Below are 14,125 nucleotides of genomic sequence, written 5' to 3' on the forward strand. Positions count from 1 at the left end.
GAACACTCCAGCCATGAAGAAGCCCATCGCGTTCTTCGTCCATCATCAGGGACGGGGCCATGCCAACCGCACGATGGCGATCGCCGCCGAATTCGCCCGCGACCGGCCCGTCTCCGTGCTCACGGCCGGCCCCCAGCTGTTCGACGGCTTCTCCCGCGACATCGAGATCGTGCCGCTGCCGAACATGATCGGCGCGTCCGTACCGACGCTGCGGCTCTACGCGGAGCCGACGCCGCAGGTGATGCACTGCGTGCCCCTCGGCCTCGCCGAGATGCGACGGACCATGCGGCGGATCCTCGACCACCTCGACGAGCGCGAGGTCGGCCTGTTCGTGGTCGACGTCTCGGCGGAGATCGCGCTGCTCGCGCGCATCGCCAGCGTGCCGGCGGTGCAGATCCGCATGCACGGCGACCGCTCCGACATCGGCCATGTCGGCGCCTACGAGGCCTGCGTCGGGATGCTCGCCCCCTTCGACGAGCGGATGGAGCAGGACGACTATCCGGCGTACCTGTGGGCCAAGACCTTCTACAGCGGCGGCCTCTGCACCAGCGTCGACGGCGTGCCCGGTCGCGCCGAGGCGCGCGCACGGCTCGGTCTCGATCCGGCGCGCGAGATCGTCGTGGCCGTGACGGGCGGCGGGGGCAGCGGCACGCCCTACGCGCCGCTGACGGTGGCCGCGCGCGCCGCCCCCGAGACCCTGTGGCTCACCCTCGGGCCGACCCATCGCGAGGGCCACGAGACTGACTTCTCCAACCTGCGCGAGCTCGGCTGGGTGCCCTCGGTGACCGACTACCTCGCCGCCGCGGACATCGTGCTGGCGTCGGCCGGCGACAACACGGTCCACGAGGTCGCCCGCGTGGGCGGCCGCCTGATCGTGATGCCGGAATGGCGCTACTTCGGGGAGCAGACGCGCAAGGCCGAGGCCCTGGTCCGTTTGGGCGCCGCGGTCCAGGCCCCGGTCTGGCCCGGCGATCTGCAGGGCTGGCGCGATCTCCTCGCCCGGGCCCGCACCCTCGATCCCGCCCCGCTGGGCAGCCTCTACGCGCCGGACGCCGCCGCCCGCGCCGCCGGCTGGCTCGAAGGGCTCGCCGACGAACTCTGGAGCGGCGCGGCCGAGCGACCGGCGCTCGCCGTCGTCGCTCGTTGACCGCCCGCTCAATCCCGCGCTCGATCGTCCAGGAGCCAGACCGCCCGATGTCCACCGTTTCCGTCGTGACCCTCGCCAAGGGGCGGCCCGCGCACCTGCGCAACGTGCTCCTCGGCCTCGAGCGCCAGACGCAGGCCCCCGTCGAGTTCATCGTCGCGGTGATGCAGGACGTGCCCTACGACCTCCCCGAGGTGGCCTTCCCGGTCCGTCAGATCCTGGTCCCCGGCACCGAGCTGCCGCTCGCGGCCGCGCGCAACCGCGGCGTCGCGGCCGCGAGCGGCGACGCCGTCGTCTTCCTCGACGTCGACTGCATCCCGGCCCCCGACCTCGTGGCCGACTACGCGCGCGGGCTCGCCGAGCTCGACGGCCTGCTGATGGGCGAGGTCCTGCACCTGCCCGAGAAGGCCACGGCGGGCGCCTGGACCTGCGAGGCCTTCGCCGCGGTCGCCGAGCGTCACTCGGACCGTCGCGGCCCTCCGGCTTCCGGCATCGAGATCTGCCGCGACTACCGCTGCTTCTGGTCGCTGAACTTCGCCATCCGGCGCGCCACCTTCCTCGCCACCGGCGGCTTCGACGAGCGCTACGTCGGCTACGGCGGCGAGGACACCGATTTCGGCAAGATCCTCGATCAGGCCGGCATCCCCATCGCCTGGATGAAGGGCGGGCTGGCCTACCACCAGTACCACCCGCACCACATGCCGCCGGTCCACCACCTCGCCAGCGTGGTGCGCAATGCCGAGCTGTTCGAGGCCAAGTGGGGCTACCGCACCATGGGGCACTGGCTCTACGCGTTCAAGGTGATGGGGCTGATCGACGACGCCCCCGATCGGCCGATCCGCATCCTGCGCCACCCCGAGGCCGGCGATCTCGCGCTCACCGGCCAGCAGAGCCACCAGCCCTACAGCAACGCGGCGTCCGTCATCCGCTTCCTCGAAGCCCAAGCCGCCCCGGCGGCGACTGCGTGAGGATCGCGCTCCTCGCCCATCTCCGGCATCCGGTGGCGCGCCCCTTCGCGGGCGGGATGGAAGCCCAGAGCTGGGCCCTCGCCGACGGGTTGATGGCGCGGGGGCACGAAGTGGTGCTGTTCGCCGCCGGCGACAGCGATCCGCGCTTCGCCGTCGATCCCGTGATCCCGGTGCATCATGAGCGCAGCTTTCCCGGGCTGGAGCATCGCGGCGACGCCGGCCTCGTCGCCCATGTCGACGCCGGCTACGCCGCCGCCTGCGACCGGATCGCGGCCGGCGGGTTCGACGTGCTCCACAACAACAGCCTGAGCCGGCTGCCCCTGGAACGCCGGCGCATCGCGGTGGTGCCGACCGTGACGTCGCTCCATGTCCCGCCCTACAACGCGCTGCGCTGGTTCGTGGACGAAAGCCTCGGGCCCGGTCATCGGATCACCGTCACGTCGGAGGCGCAGCGCACGCTGTGGTGGCCGGACGCGGTGCCGGCGGGCGTGTCCGTCCTCCACAACGGCGTCGATCCTGGCGCCTGGCCGTATCGTGAGCGCGGCGACGGGACCGCCGTCTGGTCCGGGCGCATCGCGCCGATCAAGGGCACGCATCTCGCGGTCGCGGCGGCACGGCGTGCCGGCATGCCGCTGACCGTGTTCGGCCCGATCGAGGACCGGGCGTACTGGGAGGCGGAGGTCGCGCCCCAGATCGGCGGTTCGATCCGATACGGCGGCCACCTCTCCGGCGCCGCGCTGGCGCGCGAGATCGGCCGCGCCTCGGTCTTCCTGTTCACGCCCTGCTGGGACGAACCCTTCGGCCTCGTGGCGGTGGAGGCCATGGCCTGTGGCGTGCCGGTCGCGGGCTTCGCCATGGGCGCGGCCGAGGAGGTCGTCGGCGAGGCCGGCCGCCTCGCGCCCGTGAACGACGTGGCCGCGCTCGCCCGCGCGATCGGCGAGGCACGCGCCATTCCCCGCACCGTCCCGCATGGACGGGTCTCGCGACTGTTCACCCGCGATCTCTGGCTGGAACGCTGCGAAGCCGTGTACGCGCTGGCGCGGACGGAGCATGCCGCCCGGAACTGACCTCGTCCACTGCCGTCCGGCTCCGATGCTCACGCGACCGTGAACACAGCATCGCCTCAATCCCAAGCCCAAGAGACTTCGATGGTCCTGCGCGGGCGGCCACCGATCGACCGGATCATGCCGGCGCGGTCGTTTGTTCGGCGGCGACCTGGATTGAATCTCAGGCGGTGGTGATGCTGCTCATCTGGTCCGGCTGGGGCATTTTGGTCCTGCCCGTGGTTCTCGGCACCGCCCTTCTCGTCGGCGCCTCGGGCGGGCTGGCGCTTCGCGCACTCGGCCATCCGGAGCTGACGTTCCTCGCCGTCAGCCTCGGCCTGCTCGCCGCCGCGGCAGCCAACTGGTTCGTCGGCCGAAACCTCAACGGCACGCCGCCCCGCGAACTCCTCGATCCGGCCACCAACCAGCGCGTGCTGCTGCACAGGGTCCACCAGCTGTTCTGGATCCGGATGGAATACTGGTCCGTCCCCGTGGCGCTCGCCGCTCTGGTGCCGCTCCTGGCCCTGCGCAACCTGTGAGCCGGCCGACGACGCGCGTCGCCGGCGGACCGGACGCGCTTCGGCGCGGCTCAACTCGGCTTGCCGTCGCGATGGGAACGCCGGCGGCGGCCGAGATGCCGGTCGCCTCCGTCGGGATCGACGGCTTCGACGCGTTCCTCGGGGCCTGCGCGCGGGGTGCGGCGAGCTCCGGGGTGCCGGAATGCCCAAAGCTTCTCCAGAGATAAGGACCGATCTGCGTGGCCAACGGCACCCGCGTATCCGAGCGTTGGTTCAACGCCGCCCTGTGGCTCGTCGCCCTGCTGTTTGCGGGCTTCCTGATCGGTCTGGGCTCGCTCGTGGTCGGCGACCTGCCGCAGGTCGAGCACCGCTACACCGTGGATCAGTTCCTCGACCCGGAGCCGGCGCGCGCCTCGGCCGCCGCCCTCAAGCAGATCCGGCGCGAGCAGGACGACGCGCGGCGGCAGGCGGAGGCGGCGCAACTGGCCCTCGACGCCGCCCGCTCGGCGACCGAGTCGGCGCGCGAGACCTTCGCGAACTGGCTGAAGACCCGCAACGCCACCCAACGCGTCGACCAGGATCCGGGTCTCGTCGCCCGCACCGAGGGGCTGGATCAGCTCAAGGCGGCCGAGCGCGCCGTCGAGGAGCGGCTCGAAGGCCTGAACCGCACGGCTTTCGAGCTCGGCGAGCGGGAGGCGGCGCTCTCGGCGGCCGACGGCGCCCTGCAGGCCGAGGCGCAAGCCCGGCTCGATTCGGCCGAGCGCGGGCAGGAACTGCGGGTGTTCGGCTACCGGCTCGCCCTCACGCTGCCTCTCCTGATCCTGGCCGGCTGGCTGCTGATGAAGCGCCGGCGCACGCGCAACTGGCCGTTCGTCTGGGGATTCGCATTCGCCGCGGCCTTCGCGTTCTTCGTCGAGCTGGTGCCCTACCTGCCGAGCTACGGCGGCTACGTGCAGTACGGCGTCGGCGCGGTCCTCACGCTCGTGGGCGGCCGCGCCGCGATCAACGCTCTGCACGCCTACCGCGAGCGGCAAGCCCTGGTGGAAGCGCGGCCGGATGCCGAGCGCCGCACCGAGATCGCCACCGACGAAGCGCTCGCGCGCCTTGCCCGGAAAGTCTGTCCCGGCTGCGAGCGCGGGATCGCCCTCGACGATCCCGCCACGAACTTCTGCCCGCATTGCGGGCTTGGGGTGTTCGAGCGCTGCTCGGCCTGTGCCCAGCGCAAGAGCACGTTCGAGCGCTTCTGCCGCGGATGCGGCGAGCGCCGGATGGTCACCGCGGCCGTGACCGGGTAGCTGACGCGCAGAGAACGCCGCATGTCGACCGCTTCACACACAGGGTACCCGATGAGTCGCCCGCGCCGCGTCGGTCTGCCTTGGTACGGCCCCGAGCACTACGACGCGCTCCGTCACGGCCTCGTCGACGGCGCCAAGCTGCCGGCGTCGTACGAGGCGTGGCGCATCTCCGCCGAGCAGGTCGAGCGTGAGGTGCACCGCAGCGGCGTCGACGTCGTTCGCGTGCCGATCGAGCCGGGCGCGTTCATCGACTGGTGCATGCGCACGGGGTCGGCGAGCGACGGCGCGGCACGCGCCCGGTACGCGGCCGAGCGCCTCGAGGAAATCGCCGCAGGGGGCTAGCGGGCCGTCCCTCGGGACGATCTGGTCGGTCCGGGGGCCTTGGGCCGCCGGAGCCTCACGTATGATGCGGATCGGTGTTCCGGTTTTCGCCTCGGTTCTTCCGTTCCGCCTTCAATTCCCGCTCGGCCAGAACCCAGAATCGCATCTCCTGGCCTTCGGGGCGGTGATTGCGGTCCCAGAGGTCGTAGGCCCGCTGCCGGATCTGCTCGATCGGGATCGGTGCGTCGTCGTCGTCCATGCGTTCACTGATCTTCGTTGGGCCTGATCTGCATCCCTGCGCGATCGGAGGATCGCGCCGCGGCGTCTCGGACTTGCGATGGCGCCGGGTCCGGCTCGAACCGAGCGATGAAGCGTAGCTGATCCCATAGATCGATACCGTGACCATCCACCAGGGCCTGCACCTGCGCCTTGGCGTCGTCGTCGCCCGCCGCGGCGATCACGGCCTGCAGGACCATCCGGCCGTCCGCGCCGAACATCATCGCCCGGTAGCACGGCACGCCCTCCGGTTCTGCCGACGGCGGCCCGCTCATCGGCCGGGCCCCGGTCCCGTGATCGATGGGCGCGCCCGGGCGATCGGGGCGCGTCCGCCGTCGATGCGCCGACCCGCGCCATCCGCACGAACGTCGTTGTCGGGGCTCGCCATGGGATTTGCCGCGCTGGAAACGGCGGGAGCACGAGCGTCTCGCAGGCGCTGACGGCCGGGATTCTGGTCAGCGATGGTCTAGAACTGCACCTTCGGAGGGGATTCGCACTAACATAGGATAGCTTGTGGATCGGTGCGGTGCGTTCCCCCAAGAGCGGTGCCGATCTTCTGGCGGCTTTCCTCTCCGTGCCCACGTCGAGGCCGAGATGCCCTAACGCTGCGGCTAGTTCGACGCCCTGCCGCGCGACCGTGGCGCGGGCTGGACGGCGGGCGGTGCGAGCGGCGGCACGCCGCACGCTTGAGCTGTGAATAGCCGCCTTTCGGATGGGACCGGTCCGGACCGAACCGCGTTGCCGGAGTCCCAAGGGGTGCGGACGGAGTGCGGAATGGCCGAGCGTCGACGGAAGGTGGCAGAGCCGGCACCTGCGCAGCTGGACGACGCCCCCCTCGTTCCGATTGGGGCGCTCGCGGTTTCGCTCCTGGACATTGCTGCGCAGGCCGGATCGAGCCGGTCGAACGCGTCGAAGCCGGTCGTGCACGTCGCGCGCGACGCGCGTCGTCTCGACGACCTCGCCCGCGTCCTGCGCGCGCTCGCTCCGAACGCCGAGATCCTCGTCTACCCCGAATGGGACTGCCTGCCGTTCGACCACGCGTCGCCGTCCCGGGCGACGATGGGAGCGCGCGCCGCGGTGCTCCGCCGGCTGAGCGGTAAGGGAGCGCCGCCGGACTTCGTCATGACCACGGGGCCGGCGCTCGCCCAGCGCGTCCCGCCGCGAGCGACCTGGGACGACGCGCACGTGCCCCTCGCGATCGGCGACCGGATCGATCCGGAGCGGATCACCGCCGCCCTGGTCCGTCTCGGCTACGTCGTGGACGAGCGCGTCGACGAGCCGGGTGAGGTCGCCGTGCGCGGCCGCACCATCGAGGTGTTCCCGGCCGACGCGGCCAGGCCGTCCCGCATCGAGCATGTGGACGGCCGCGTCACGGCGATCCGGGTCTACGATCCGATCACCCAGCGATCGGTCGGAGACGTCGACCGCCTCGTGATCGATCCGGCCACCGAGATCGTCCTCGCCGCGGGTTCGGAAGAGCAGCTGCGCCCCTTCACCGGCCAGGAGCACGCCCTCGCTCGATTCTACCCACGCCTGGTCACGCCCCTCGACTATCTTCCCGATGCCGGCCTCGTGGTCGAGGAGGGAGCGTCGACGCGGATGGCCGCCTTCTTCGAACAGATCGACGAGGCGCGCGCGATGAAGCGAGCCGGGCGGAACGGCCGGAGCGACGTGGGGCTCGGAGACGACCTGTATCTGTCGCTCTCGGACTGGACGAAGGCGGTCGAGGCGCGGACGCTCTCCGCGGCGACCCGGGACGCGGCCAAGGACATCGCCCTGCCGAGCCTGGCGGGGGCCGCGCGTCCGACGGTTGCCTTCGCCAAGGTTCTTCGCGCGGAGTTGAAGGCCGGGCGGCGGATCGTCCTGGCCGGCCCGACGCTTCCGCTGCGCCGGCTCGTGCGCGAAGCATCCGCGGTGGCCGACCGCGCGGTTCGCCTGATCGACGGTTGGGCGGAGGTGGCCTCGGCCAAACCGGGGGAGGTCCTCGCCCTGCAGGCGCCCCTCGGGGCAGGTTTCCGCGCCGACGGCGCCACCGTGATCGCGGCGGCCGACCTCTACGGCCCGGACGCCGCGCCGGTCGGTCCCGCAGGCCACGTCCTGCCGCTGTGCGAGGTCGATCTGCGCCCCGGCGACGTCGCGGTCGACCGCGACCGCGGCCTGTGCGTCTTCGAGGGCTTGGAGCAGGTCGCTGCGGTCGGTGACAGGCCGGCGACGGAAGCCCTGCGCCTGCGGTTCGCCGACGAAGCCGTCCTGATGGTGCCCGTCGCCCAGGCCGACCGGATCTGGCGCTACGGCTCCGAGCCGAGCGCCGTCACCCTGGACAAGCTCGACGGCGGCACGTGGGCCCGCCGCCGCCTGGAGGCCGAGGCGACGATGGCGCGGACCGCCCGCCACATGCTGGAGACGGCCCGCGAACGTCGCGAGGCGGGCGTCCCGGCGATCCGGCCTCCGGCTCGGGAGATGGAGCGCTTCGCGGCCGGTTTCGGCTTTCCGCCGACGCACGACCAGGCCGCGGCCTTCGAGGCCGTGTCGACCGATCTCGCTTCCGGAGTGCCGATGGACCGGCTCGTCTGCGGCGACGTCGGCTTCGGCAAGACCGAGGTGGCCCTGCGCGCGCTGGCGGCAGCGGTGTTCGCCGGGCGGCAGGCGGTGCTCATCGCGCCGACCACGGTGCTCGCGCGCCAGCACGCCGAGACGCTGCGCCGACGCTTCGGCCGCTTCGGCATCGCGGTGGCGCAACTCTCCCGCCTGGTATCCCCGGCCGAGGCCAGGCGCGTGAAGGCGGGCCTCGCCGACGGCACGGTGCGGCTGGCCGTCGGAACCCACGCCCTGGCTGGGCGCGGCGTCGCCTTCGCCGATCTCGGCCTCACGGTGATCGACGAGGAACAGCGCTTTGGCGTGAAGACCAAGGCGGACCTGCGTCGTCTCGCCGGCGGCGGCCACGTGCTGACGCTCACCGCGACGCCGATCCCGCGTACGCTCCAATCCGCCCTCGTCGGCCTTCAGAGCCTCAGCATCCTGGCGACGCCGCCGGCGCTGCGTCAGCCGGTCCGCACGATCGTCGCCGCGTTCAATCCCGATACCCTGCAGGACGCGCTCGTTCGCGAGCACCGGCGCGGCGGGCAGAGCTTCGTGGTCTGTCCTCGCGTCGAGGATATTGGGCCGATGGCCGAGCGCCTGCGCGCCCTCGTTCCCGACCTCGAGGTCGTCGTCGCGCATGGCGGCCTGAAACCGTCGGAGATGGACGAGGCGATGGTGCGCTTCGCCGACGGCGACGGGGACGTGCTCCTCGCCACCGCGATCATCGAGAGCGGGCTCGACGTGCCGCGCGCCAACACGATGCTGGTCTGGGAGGCGGCCAAGTTCGGGCTGGCGCAGCTCCACCAGCTGCGCGGCCGGGTCGGGCGCGGCCAGCGCCGCGGCGTCGTCCACCTGCTCTTCGATCCCGATGCCCCCCCGAGCCCGGCCGCCGAGCAGCGCATGCGGGCGCTGGAGGCGATGGACCGTCTCGGCGCAGGCTTCGCGATCAGCGCCCGCGACCTCGACCTGCGCGGCGCGGGCGATCTCGTGGGCGAGGATCAGGCCGGCCACGCCAAGCTCGTCGGCCTCGGTCTCTACCGGCATCTTCTCGAGCTCGCACTCCGCCTCGCCAAGGGCGAGGAGGCCGAGGATTGGTGCCCCGAGATCGAGATCGGGCTTCCCGGCGGCATCCCGGGCGATTACGTGCCCGAGCCCGAGATCAGGCTCAGCCTCTACACCCGCCTGCTGCGACTCCGGGACATCGAAGCGATCGAGGCGCTTTCGAGCGAGGTCGAGGATCGCTTCGGTGCTCCGCCGGAACCCGTCTCGGCGCTGTTCGCCCTCGGGCGCCTGCGTGCGGCCTGCCGTACGCTCGGCGTCGCCCGGTTGAGCGGCGGCCCGCAGGGTATCGCAGCCGACCTCCGGCCCGGCATCAAGGCCGGGCCGATGCCGGTTGAGGACGACCTCGTCGTCCGCGAGGGACGCGTCGTCCTTCGCCGCTCCGTCACCGAGCCGACGGAACGCGCCGCCCTGGCCATGGACCTCCTCGACCGGCTGCGGGCGGCCCAGGAGCGAAACGGCCAGCGGTGACATCGCCGGGCTGCATCGGATCGCGGGACGCCGACTTCGTCTCGCGGGTCGATGACGTTCGCCACCGGCTCCGGCGCGATCGGTGCTACCGTGCCGGCGTTCGCGGACTCTCGCCGTCGGAAGCCACTCCCCTAAGGATCGATTCGATGCGTCACCCCCTGGCCTCGGCCGCACTCCTCCTCCTCCTCGGCACGGCCGCGCAGGCGCAGGGTCTGCAACAGGGGGCACGGGAGGGCTCGCGGCGCGGCGAGGAGATGGCCGGCCCACTCGGAGCCGTCGTCGGCGGCGCGATCGGTGCGGCCGTCGGCACCGCCAACGGCATCCTCGGGATCGACCGCCGCGAACGCTTCCGGATCTACGCCCACGCCGAGCGACGGCCGTCGTTCGCTTATGGCGGCCCGGTTCGCGTCGGGACCGTGCTGCCGGAGGATGGCATCGTCTACTACGACGTTCCTCGCGAGTTCGAGCTCGTGGGCTTCAACTATACCATCGTCAACGACCATCCGGTGCTGGTTGAGCCGGGCACCCGTCGCATCGTCGAGGTGATCGATTGAAGAACCGCTCCGCGATCGGGGCGAATCCCGGGGATGGCGCGCCGCGACGGATCGCGTGATGCGGCGATAGCGGGCGCTGTTCCCGCGCAGCATCAGATGAGAGCCATGCAGGCGGCCCAGCGGCCGGTCGATCTCAGGCCGCGTGGTGCAGCGCGTCGACGACCTGGGCTGCCTTGTAGGGTTTCGGCACGAACAGGCCGTGGTCCGGCACCTCCGTGTCGGCGAGCCGGTGCCGCCCCGAGTTCAGGACGAGCCGGATGTCCGGCCAAGCCGCGGACACGCGTCCGGCCAGGGTGACGCCGCACATCGTCCCCGGCATGTCGACGTCGGTGAAGATCGCCGCGATGTCCGAGCGCTCGTGCAGGATGAACCAGGCCTCGTCCGCTTGACGGGCCTCGATCACCGCGAAGCCGGCATCCTCCAGCATCTCGACCGCGTACATGCGCACGAGGTCGTCGTCCTCGACGACGAGAACGAAGGAATGGTCGAGCTCGCGCTTCACCGGCATGGTTGTCCAACAGAAGTCGACGTCTTTGGTCGCCGGCTTCGCTCGCATTGGCCGCATGGTCGCGTGAAGGCAGACGCAGCTTCGCGCATCATGAATATCGTCGCTGCTCTTGGAATTCGAAGCCTGCTTTCGGCGTCACCATTCGGAAAAGCTCAATCCGTGCGGTTCGTCGATCTCACCCGACAGGGAAAGGGCGATGCACCGGCTGCGATACCGATGACGGCCGATGTCCTGAAATTCGCTCGCGGTCGACCGTGAGCGGTCGAGCAAGCAGCACGCGAAGCCCGCCGACCGACCCGAAGGCTGGTACCCGCCACCTGAGAGCGGCAACGGTCGGTGATGCGAAACACCGGCGGCTGCATCGAGCGACCGGATCACGCCGTTTCGGCGGGTGCACCTCATCTACAAAGGCTCCGGCATCACGATCGTATGTTCTTGATCGCGAGGTCCTTGGCCGACCGAAAATCTTCCTCGACCAAGCGTACCCAGCACCGTCCGTCCTGCCGAGCCGATCGTCGGTCGAGGCGTGCTCGGCACCAAGCGCGCCGACACACATCCCGTCGGTCAGCGCAGCAACAGCAGTGCGCCGCCGATCACCACGGGGATGGCGACGATCGCGCTGTAGAACACCGGCATGACCCAGGATCGTTCGCCGTGCACGTCGGCCGCCGCCCGAACCTGCTCTGATGCCGCCTCGGTCTCGCGGGCCAGCTTGATCCGCTGCGGGGTCGGGGGCGTATCCCCGGCCTCGTCGCAGGTTCCGAGCGGTGCCGCCCCGACATCGCCGTGGCTCGCCTTGTCGCCCGTCCGGCCGCTGTCGATGTCGGCCTTCAGCTGCGCCGAGGTCGGATTCTCGCTGTCCGGCGCCTCGCCGAAATCGAGGTTGCCCGGGGCGGGTGGCGTTTCGGAACGAAGGTTCATTGCGGGTTTTCCCATGCTGGACGTCGGCATCGGGAACGCCCGGATCCGAGTGCGGTTCAGTTGGCGTTTCGCTTCGCGGGCTGCGGGTAGGCCGGATTTCCGGCCGGCACGGCGCCGGTGTTCGCGGACGACGTGCCGCCGTCCTTGCCGGTCGTCGATCCCGTGACCTCCGCCCGCGAGGCCGCCTGGCTCTGGCTGGCATAATCGGGCGGCGCGCTGGCTCCCTGCCACACCATGAGGCCGACCAGGGCCGCGATCATCAGCCCGACGCTGGCCACCAGCACGTAGAGTGCGGGCTTGCCGCGCTTGCCCTGTCGACCGGACTGCCCGGAGAGTTGTTCTGCCACCGTGAAACCTCGCTCGTCCGATCTTGCCGGACATCGAGCAAGTAACTTGCGGCTCGCGCGATAGGTCCGCCCCTGTGGCGCTATCGACCGTCGATCCGGCACGACGGCCAAACCTCGCGCCGGGTCTCTGCAACATTCGCCGCGACGGTTCGGATCGACGTCATCGTGGCGCGGCCCTTTGGCAGCTCTCGGTTCCACGGATGTTTCCGGCCCTACTTCGAGAGATCCCGAAGAGGAAATCATCGTGTCCCAATCCGATCTCGATCCGGCCCGCGTGCTGATCGCCTTCTATTCCCGCTCCGGTTCGGTCGAAGCGCTGGCCGTGGCCGCAGCCGACGCGGCGCGTGCGGCTGGCGCCGAGGTGCGGCTGAGTCGGGCCCGCGAGGTCGTCGACGCCGATGCGATGGCGAAGGTCGACGGCTGGGCCGAGAACGCCGCGCGACAGAACGCGCTCTATCCGGAGCCGACCCATGAGGATGCGGAGTGGGCGGACGCGATCCTGTTCGGCACGCCGTGCTACTTCGGCGCGATGGCCACGGAGCTGAAGGCCTTTCTCGATCGGCTTGGCCCGCAATGGAAGCGCGGCGCGCTCTCGGGCAAGGTCGGCGGCGCCTTCGCCGTCGCCTCGTGGCCGCATGGCGGATCCGAGGTGGTGACGTTGTCGCTCTACGCGCCGATGGCCCATCTCGGCATGGTCATCCTCCCGCCGGGCTACACCGACGAGGCGATGCTCGAGGCCGGCTCCCCTTACGGCGCGTCGGCCATCGTCGGAGCCGAGAACGCCGATCCGCGGCCGGAGGATCTCGATGCCATCCGCCATCAGAGCCGCCGTACGGTAGCGATCGCCCAGGCCCTGATCGCCGCCGGCGAGATGCCGTGCCGCCGAAAGTGATCCCCGGCATGGTGCCGCGAGATTCTGCCGCACCGACGAAGCGAGCGGTGCGGCGTTGCCCGCGGCGAACGTGAAGGAGCTGGCATGGCCGACAAGGCAGACGTGACGACGTACATCCTGAAGCAGGCGCTGGCGGCCAAGGTCGGCGACCACGTCGAGATCGCGGTTGAGGCTGAGGACGGGACGCGGTTCAAGATCCGTTCGACGTCCGAGCAGCTCGACGCGCTGGTGGGCGACCTCGACGGCATCCTCGATGCCGACGACGCCGACGCCGCCTAGCATCCCCGGAACGGCTTCACCCCCGAACGCTTCCCCAACGTTCCCCCAGAGAACGTCCCTCGAAGAACGAGCCCTGCCATGATCCACGCCGATACGCCGATGCCGGGAGAGGATCCCGGCGCCCTGATCGAAGATCCCGCCCGCCTCGACGAGGTCGTCCCGGCAACCGAGGAGGACATCGAGGCCGATCCGCAGCCCCAGCCCAACGTCCCGACGGAAGACGATCCCGAGGTCAAGGACACCGAGGTTCAGCCGACCTGAGACTCCTTGCGCAAACCGATCGAACGGATGCGCGCGGGTACGAGCTCGCGCGCATCCGTCGTTTCGCATCTAGAATAGGGCGACGAGCCCGACGCCGAGGACCATCAGCACCCCGCCGAGGATGCGCCAAAGGCTCGCGGGATGGCGCTCGAATCCGACCCAGCCGAAATTGTCCAGGACGATCGAGGTGGTCACGCCCGCCGTCACCAGCAGGCCGAGGAACGGAGCCGCACCGATCTGACGCGCGACGACGAACTGCGCGAGGATGATGCATCCGCCGAGGATGCCGCCGAGCCACGCCCACCACGGCATCGCCGCGGCCTGCGCCACCGTCGGCCACGCGAGCTTGCCCGCGAGCAGGCCGACCACGAGGATGCAGGTGGCCGTGCCGGCGACGACGATCAGGCCCGCCGTCAACGATTCGTCCAAGCCCTTCGACAGCGCGCCGTTCTGCCCGGCCTGGACGGCGTTGGCGACGCCGGCGAGAAGCACGAAGCCGTAGAGATACCACATGGTCGCGATCTCGCATGATGAGATCTGTCGACATAGGGCGCCGAGCTCAGATGCGGATCGATGGGACCGGCGACATCTCGTCCTTCGCGCCTCTCGTGCACAATTCGACGGGTGGGAAACGCCGAAGATATTTTAGACGCGCGAGCTTCATCGGCCTGCGACGCGACGTGCCAAC

At 70.8% G+C, this 14,125-nt stretch carries 17 protein-coding genes; 11 read left to right on the forward strand and 6 right to left on the reverse strand.

The genetic code is table 11. The features are described 5' to 3' along the window. Nucleotides 1-13 precede the first annotated feature (13 nt). The 6 genes from ACFZ8E_RS04820 (at nt 14) to ACFZ8E_RS04845 (ending at nt 5,310) form a co-directional block, all read left to right on the forward strand. Nucleotides 14-1,147 carry a glycosyltransferase gene (locus ACFZ8E_RS04820; RefSeq protein ID WP_405042172.1) on the forward strand — a complete coding sequence of 378 codons (1,134 nt, stop codon included), beginning with the start codon at nt 14-16 and terminating at the stop codon, nt 1,145-1,147. 47 nt (nt 1,148-1,194) lie between these two features. After that, complete coding sequence (locus tag ACFZ8E_RS04825) at nt 1,195-2,112, forward strand: galactosyltransferase-related protein (RefSeq protein WP_405042173.1); 918 nt, start codon at nt 1,195-1,197, stop codon at nt 2,110-2,112. Continuing rightward, nucleotides 2,109-3,179 carry a glycosyltransferase gene (locus ACFZ8E_RS04830; RefSeq protein WP_405042174.1) on the forward strand — a complete coding sequence of 357 codons (1,071 nt, stop codon included), beginning with the start codon at nt 2,109-2,111 and terminating at the stop codon, nt 3,177-3,179. Before ACFZ8E_RS04825 ends, ACFZ8E_RS04830 begins: the two co-directional genes overlap by 4 nt. 173 nt (nt 3,180-3,352) lie before the next feature. Continuing rightward, nucleotides 3,353-3,694, forward strand: a complete 342-nt coding sequence (locus ACFZ8E_RS04835) for a hypothetical protein (protein WP_405042175.1) — start codon at nt 3,353-3,355, stop codon at nt 3,692-3,694. A 218-nt stretch (nt 3,695-3,912) separates the two neighbouring features. After that, on the forward strand, nt 3,913-4,968 hold the full coding sequence (locus tag ACFZ8E_RS04840; protein WP_405042176.1) for a serine endopeptidase: 1,056 nt from the start codon (nt 3,913-3,915) through the stop codon (nt 4,966-4,968). 51 nt (nt 4,969-5,019) lie between these two features. After that, a complete protein-coding gene (locus tag ACFZ8E_RS04845) occupies nt 5,020-5,310 on the forward strand; it encodes a hypothetical protein (RefSeq protein WP_405042177.1) in 291 nt (96 codons plus the stop codon). A 55-nt stretch (nt 5,311-5,365) separates the two neighbouring features. On the opposite strand, the gene ACFZ8E_RS04850 is transcribed toward ACFZ8E_RS04845, so the two are convergent. Both ACFZ8E_RS04850 and ACFZ8E_RS04855 read right to left on the reverse strand, forming a co-directional pair. Further along, nucleotides 5,366-5,548: a DUF2934 domain-containing protein gene (locus ACFZ8E_RS04850; RefSeq protein ID WP_243989279.1), complete on the reverse strand. Its 183-nt coding sequence runs from the start codon at nt 5,546-5,548 to the stop codon at nt 5,366-5,368. A gap of 4 nt (nt 5,549-5,552) precedes the next feature. After that, entirely contained in the window at nt 5,553-5,840 is a 288-nt protein-coding gene (locus tag ACFZ8E_RS04855) for a hypothetical protein (protein WP_405042178.1), read from the reverse strand. Nucleotides 5,841-6,339: 499 nt separating this feature from the next. Here ACFZ8E_RS04855 and ACFZ8E_RS04860 point away from each other — a divergent pair, with 499 nt between their 5' ends. Then, complete coding sequence (locus ACFZ8E_RS04860) at nt 6,340-9,675, forward strand: helicase-related protein (protein ID WP_405042179.1); 3,336 nt, start codon at nt 6,340-6,342, stop codon at nt 9,673-9,675. Between the two features lie 146 nt (nt 9,676-9,821). Continuing rightward, nucleotides 9,822-10,229, forward strand: coding sequence for a DUF1236 domain-containing protein (locus tag ACFZ8E_RS04865; protein WP_405042180.1), 408 nt, complete (start codon nt 9,822-9,824; stop codon nt 10,227-10,229). A 133-nt stretch (nt 10,230-10,362) separates the two neighbouring features. Here ACFZ8E_RS04865 and ACFZ8E_RS04870 read toward each other — a convergent pair whose 3' ends face one another. The 3 genes from ACFZ8E_RS04870 to ACFZ8E_RS04880 all read right to left on the reverse strand — a co-directional run bounded on the left by ACFZ8E_RS04870 (nt 10,363) and on the right by ACFZ8E_RS04880 (nt 12,005). Then, entirely contained in the window at nt 10,363-10,737 is a 375-nt protein-coding gene (locus ACFZ8E_RS04870; RefSeq protein ID WP_405042181.1) for a response regulator, read from the reverse strand. A 564-nt stretch (nt 10,738-11,301) separates the two neighbouring features. After that, a complete protein-coding gene (locus ACFZ8E_RS04875; RefSeq protein WP_405042182.1) occupies nt 11,302-11,658 on the reverse strand; it encodes a hypothetical protein in 357 nt (118 codons plus the stop codon). Nucleotides 11,659-11,714: 56 nt separating this feature from the next. Next, nucleotides 11,715-12,005: a hypothetical protein gene (locus ACFZ8E_RS04880; protein WP_147727702.1), complete on the reverse strand. Its 291-nt coding sequence runs from the start codon at nt 12,003-12,005 to the stop codon at nt 11,715-11,717. A gap of 244 nt (nt 12,006-12,249) precedes the next feature. Between ACFZ8E_RS04880 and wrbA the strand changes: the two genes are divergently transcribed. The 3 genes from wrbA (at nt 12,250) to ACFZ8E_RS04895 (ending at nt 13,437) form a co-directional block, all read left to right on the forward strand. Further along, nucleotides 12,250-12,897, forward strand: coding sequence for an NAD(P)H:quinone oxidoreductase (gene wrbA, locus ACFZ8E_RS04885; RefSeq protein ID WP_405042183.1), 648 nt, complete (start codon nt 12,250-12,252; stop codon nt 12,895-12,897). 84 nt (nt 12,898-12,981) lie between these two features. Continuing rightward, nucleotides 12,982-13,176 carry a hypothetical protein gene (locus ACFZ8E_RS04890; RefSeq protein WP_147726124.1) on the forward strand — a complete coding sequence of 65 codons (195 nt, stop codon included), beginning with the start codon at nt 12,982-12,984 and terminating at the stop codon, nt 13,174-13,176. A 78-nt stretch (nt 13,177-13,254) separates the two neighbouring features. Further along, the gene (locus ACFZ8E_RS04895) at nt 13,255-13,437 is read left to right on the forward strand and encodes a hypothetical protein (protein WP_147726123.1); all 183 of its coding nucleotides are present in this window, start codon (nt 13,255-13,257) and stop codon (nt 13,435-13,437) included. A 69-nt stretch (nt 13,438-13,506) separates the two neighbouring features. Here ACFZ8E_RS04895 and ACFZ8E_RS04900 read toward each other — a convergent pair whose 3' ends face one another. Next, on the reverse strand, nt 13,507-13,950 hold the full coding sequence (locus ACFZ8E_RS04900; protein WP_147726122.1) for a DMT family transporter: 444 nt from the start codon (nt 13,948-13,950) through the stop codon (nt 13,507-13,509). Between the last annotated feature and the right edge of the window lie 175 nt (nt 13,951-14,125).

Origin of the sequence: Methylobacterium sp. HMF5984 (assembly GCF_045033435.1) — a bacterium.
Taxonomy (GTDB): domain Bacteria; phylum Pseudomonadota; class Alphaproteobacteria; order Rhizobiales; family Beijerinckiaceae; genus Methylobacterium.

Coding starts and splice junctions, on each gene's coding strand:
- ACFZ8E_RS04875 (WP_405042182.1), bottom strand. CDS start 11,658: ATGAACCTTCGTTCCGAAACGCCACCCGCCCCGGGCAACCTCGATTTC.
- ACFZ8E_RS04870 (WP_405042181.1), bottom strand. CDS start 10,737: ATGCCGGTGAAGCGCGAGCTCGACCATTCCTTCGTTCTCGTCGTCGAG.
- ACFZ8E_RS04825 (WP_405042173.1), top strand. CDS start 1,195: ATGTCCACCGTTTCCGTCGTGACCCTCGCCAAGGGGCGGCCCGCGCAC.
- ACFZ8E_RS04820 (WP_405042172.1), top strand. CDS start 14: ATGAAGAAGCCCATCGCGTTCTTCGTCCATCATCAGGGACGGGGCCAT.
- ACFZ8E_RS04850 (WP_243989279.1), bottom strand. CDS start 5,548: ATGGACGACGACGACGCACCGATCCCGATCGAGCAGATCCGGCAGCGG.
- ACFZ8E_RS04845 (WP_405042177.1), top strand. CDS start 5,020: ATGAGTCGCCCGCGCCGCGTCGGTCTGCCTTGGTACGGCCCCGAGCAC.
- ACFZ8E_RS04890 (WP_147726124.1), top strand. CDS start 12,982: ATGGCCGACAAGGCAGACGTGACGACGTACATCCTGAAGCAGGCGCTG.
- ACFZ8E_RS04895 (WP_147726123.1), top strand. CDS start 13,255: ATGATCCACGCCGATACGCCGATGCCGGGAGAGGATCCCGGCGCCCTG.
- ACFZ8E_RS04865 (WP_405042180.1), top strand. CDS start 9,822: ATGCGTCACCCCCTGGCCTCGGCCGCACTCCTCCTCCTCCTCGGCACG.
- ACFZ8E_RS04855 (WP_405042178.1), bottom strand. CDS start 5,840: ATGAGCGGGCCGCCGTCGGCAGAACCGGAGGGCGTGCCGTGCTACCGG.
- ACFZ8E_RS04900 (WP_147726122.1), bottom strand. CDS start 13,950: ATGTGGTATCTCTACGGCTTCGTGCTTCTCGCCGGCGTCGCCAACGCC.
- ACFZ8E_RS04860 (WP_405042179.1), top strand. CDS start 6,340: ATGGCCGAGCGTCGACGGAAGGTGGCAGAGCCGGCACCTGCGCAGCTG.
- ACFZ8E_RS04835 (WP_405042175.1), top strand. CDS start 3,353: ATGCTGCTCATCTGGTCCGGCTGGGGCATTTTGGTCCTGCCCGTGGTT.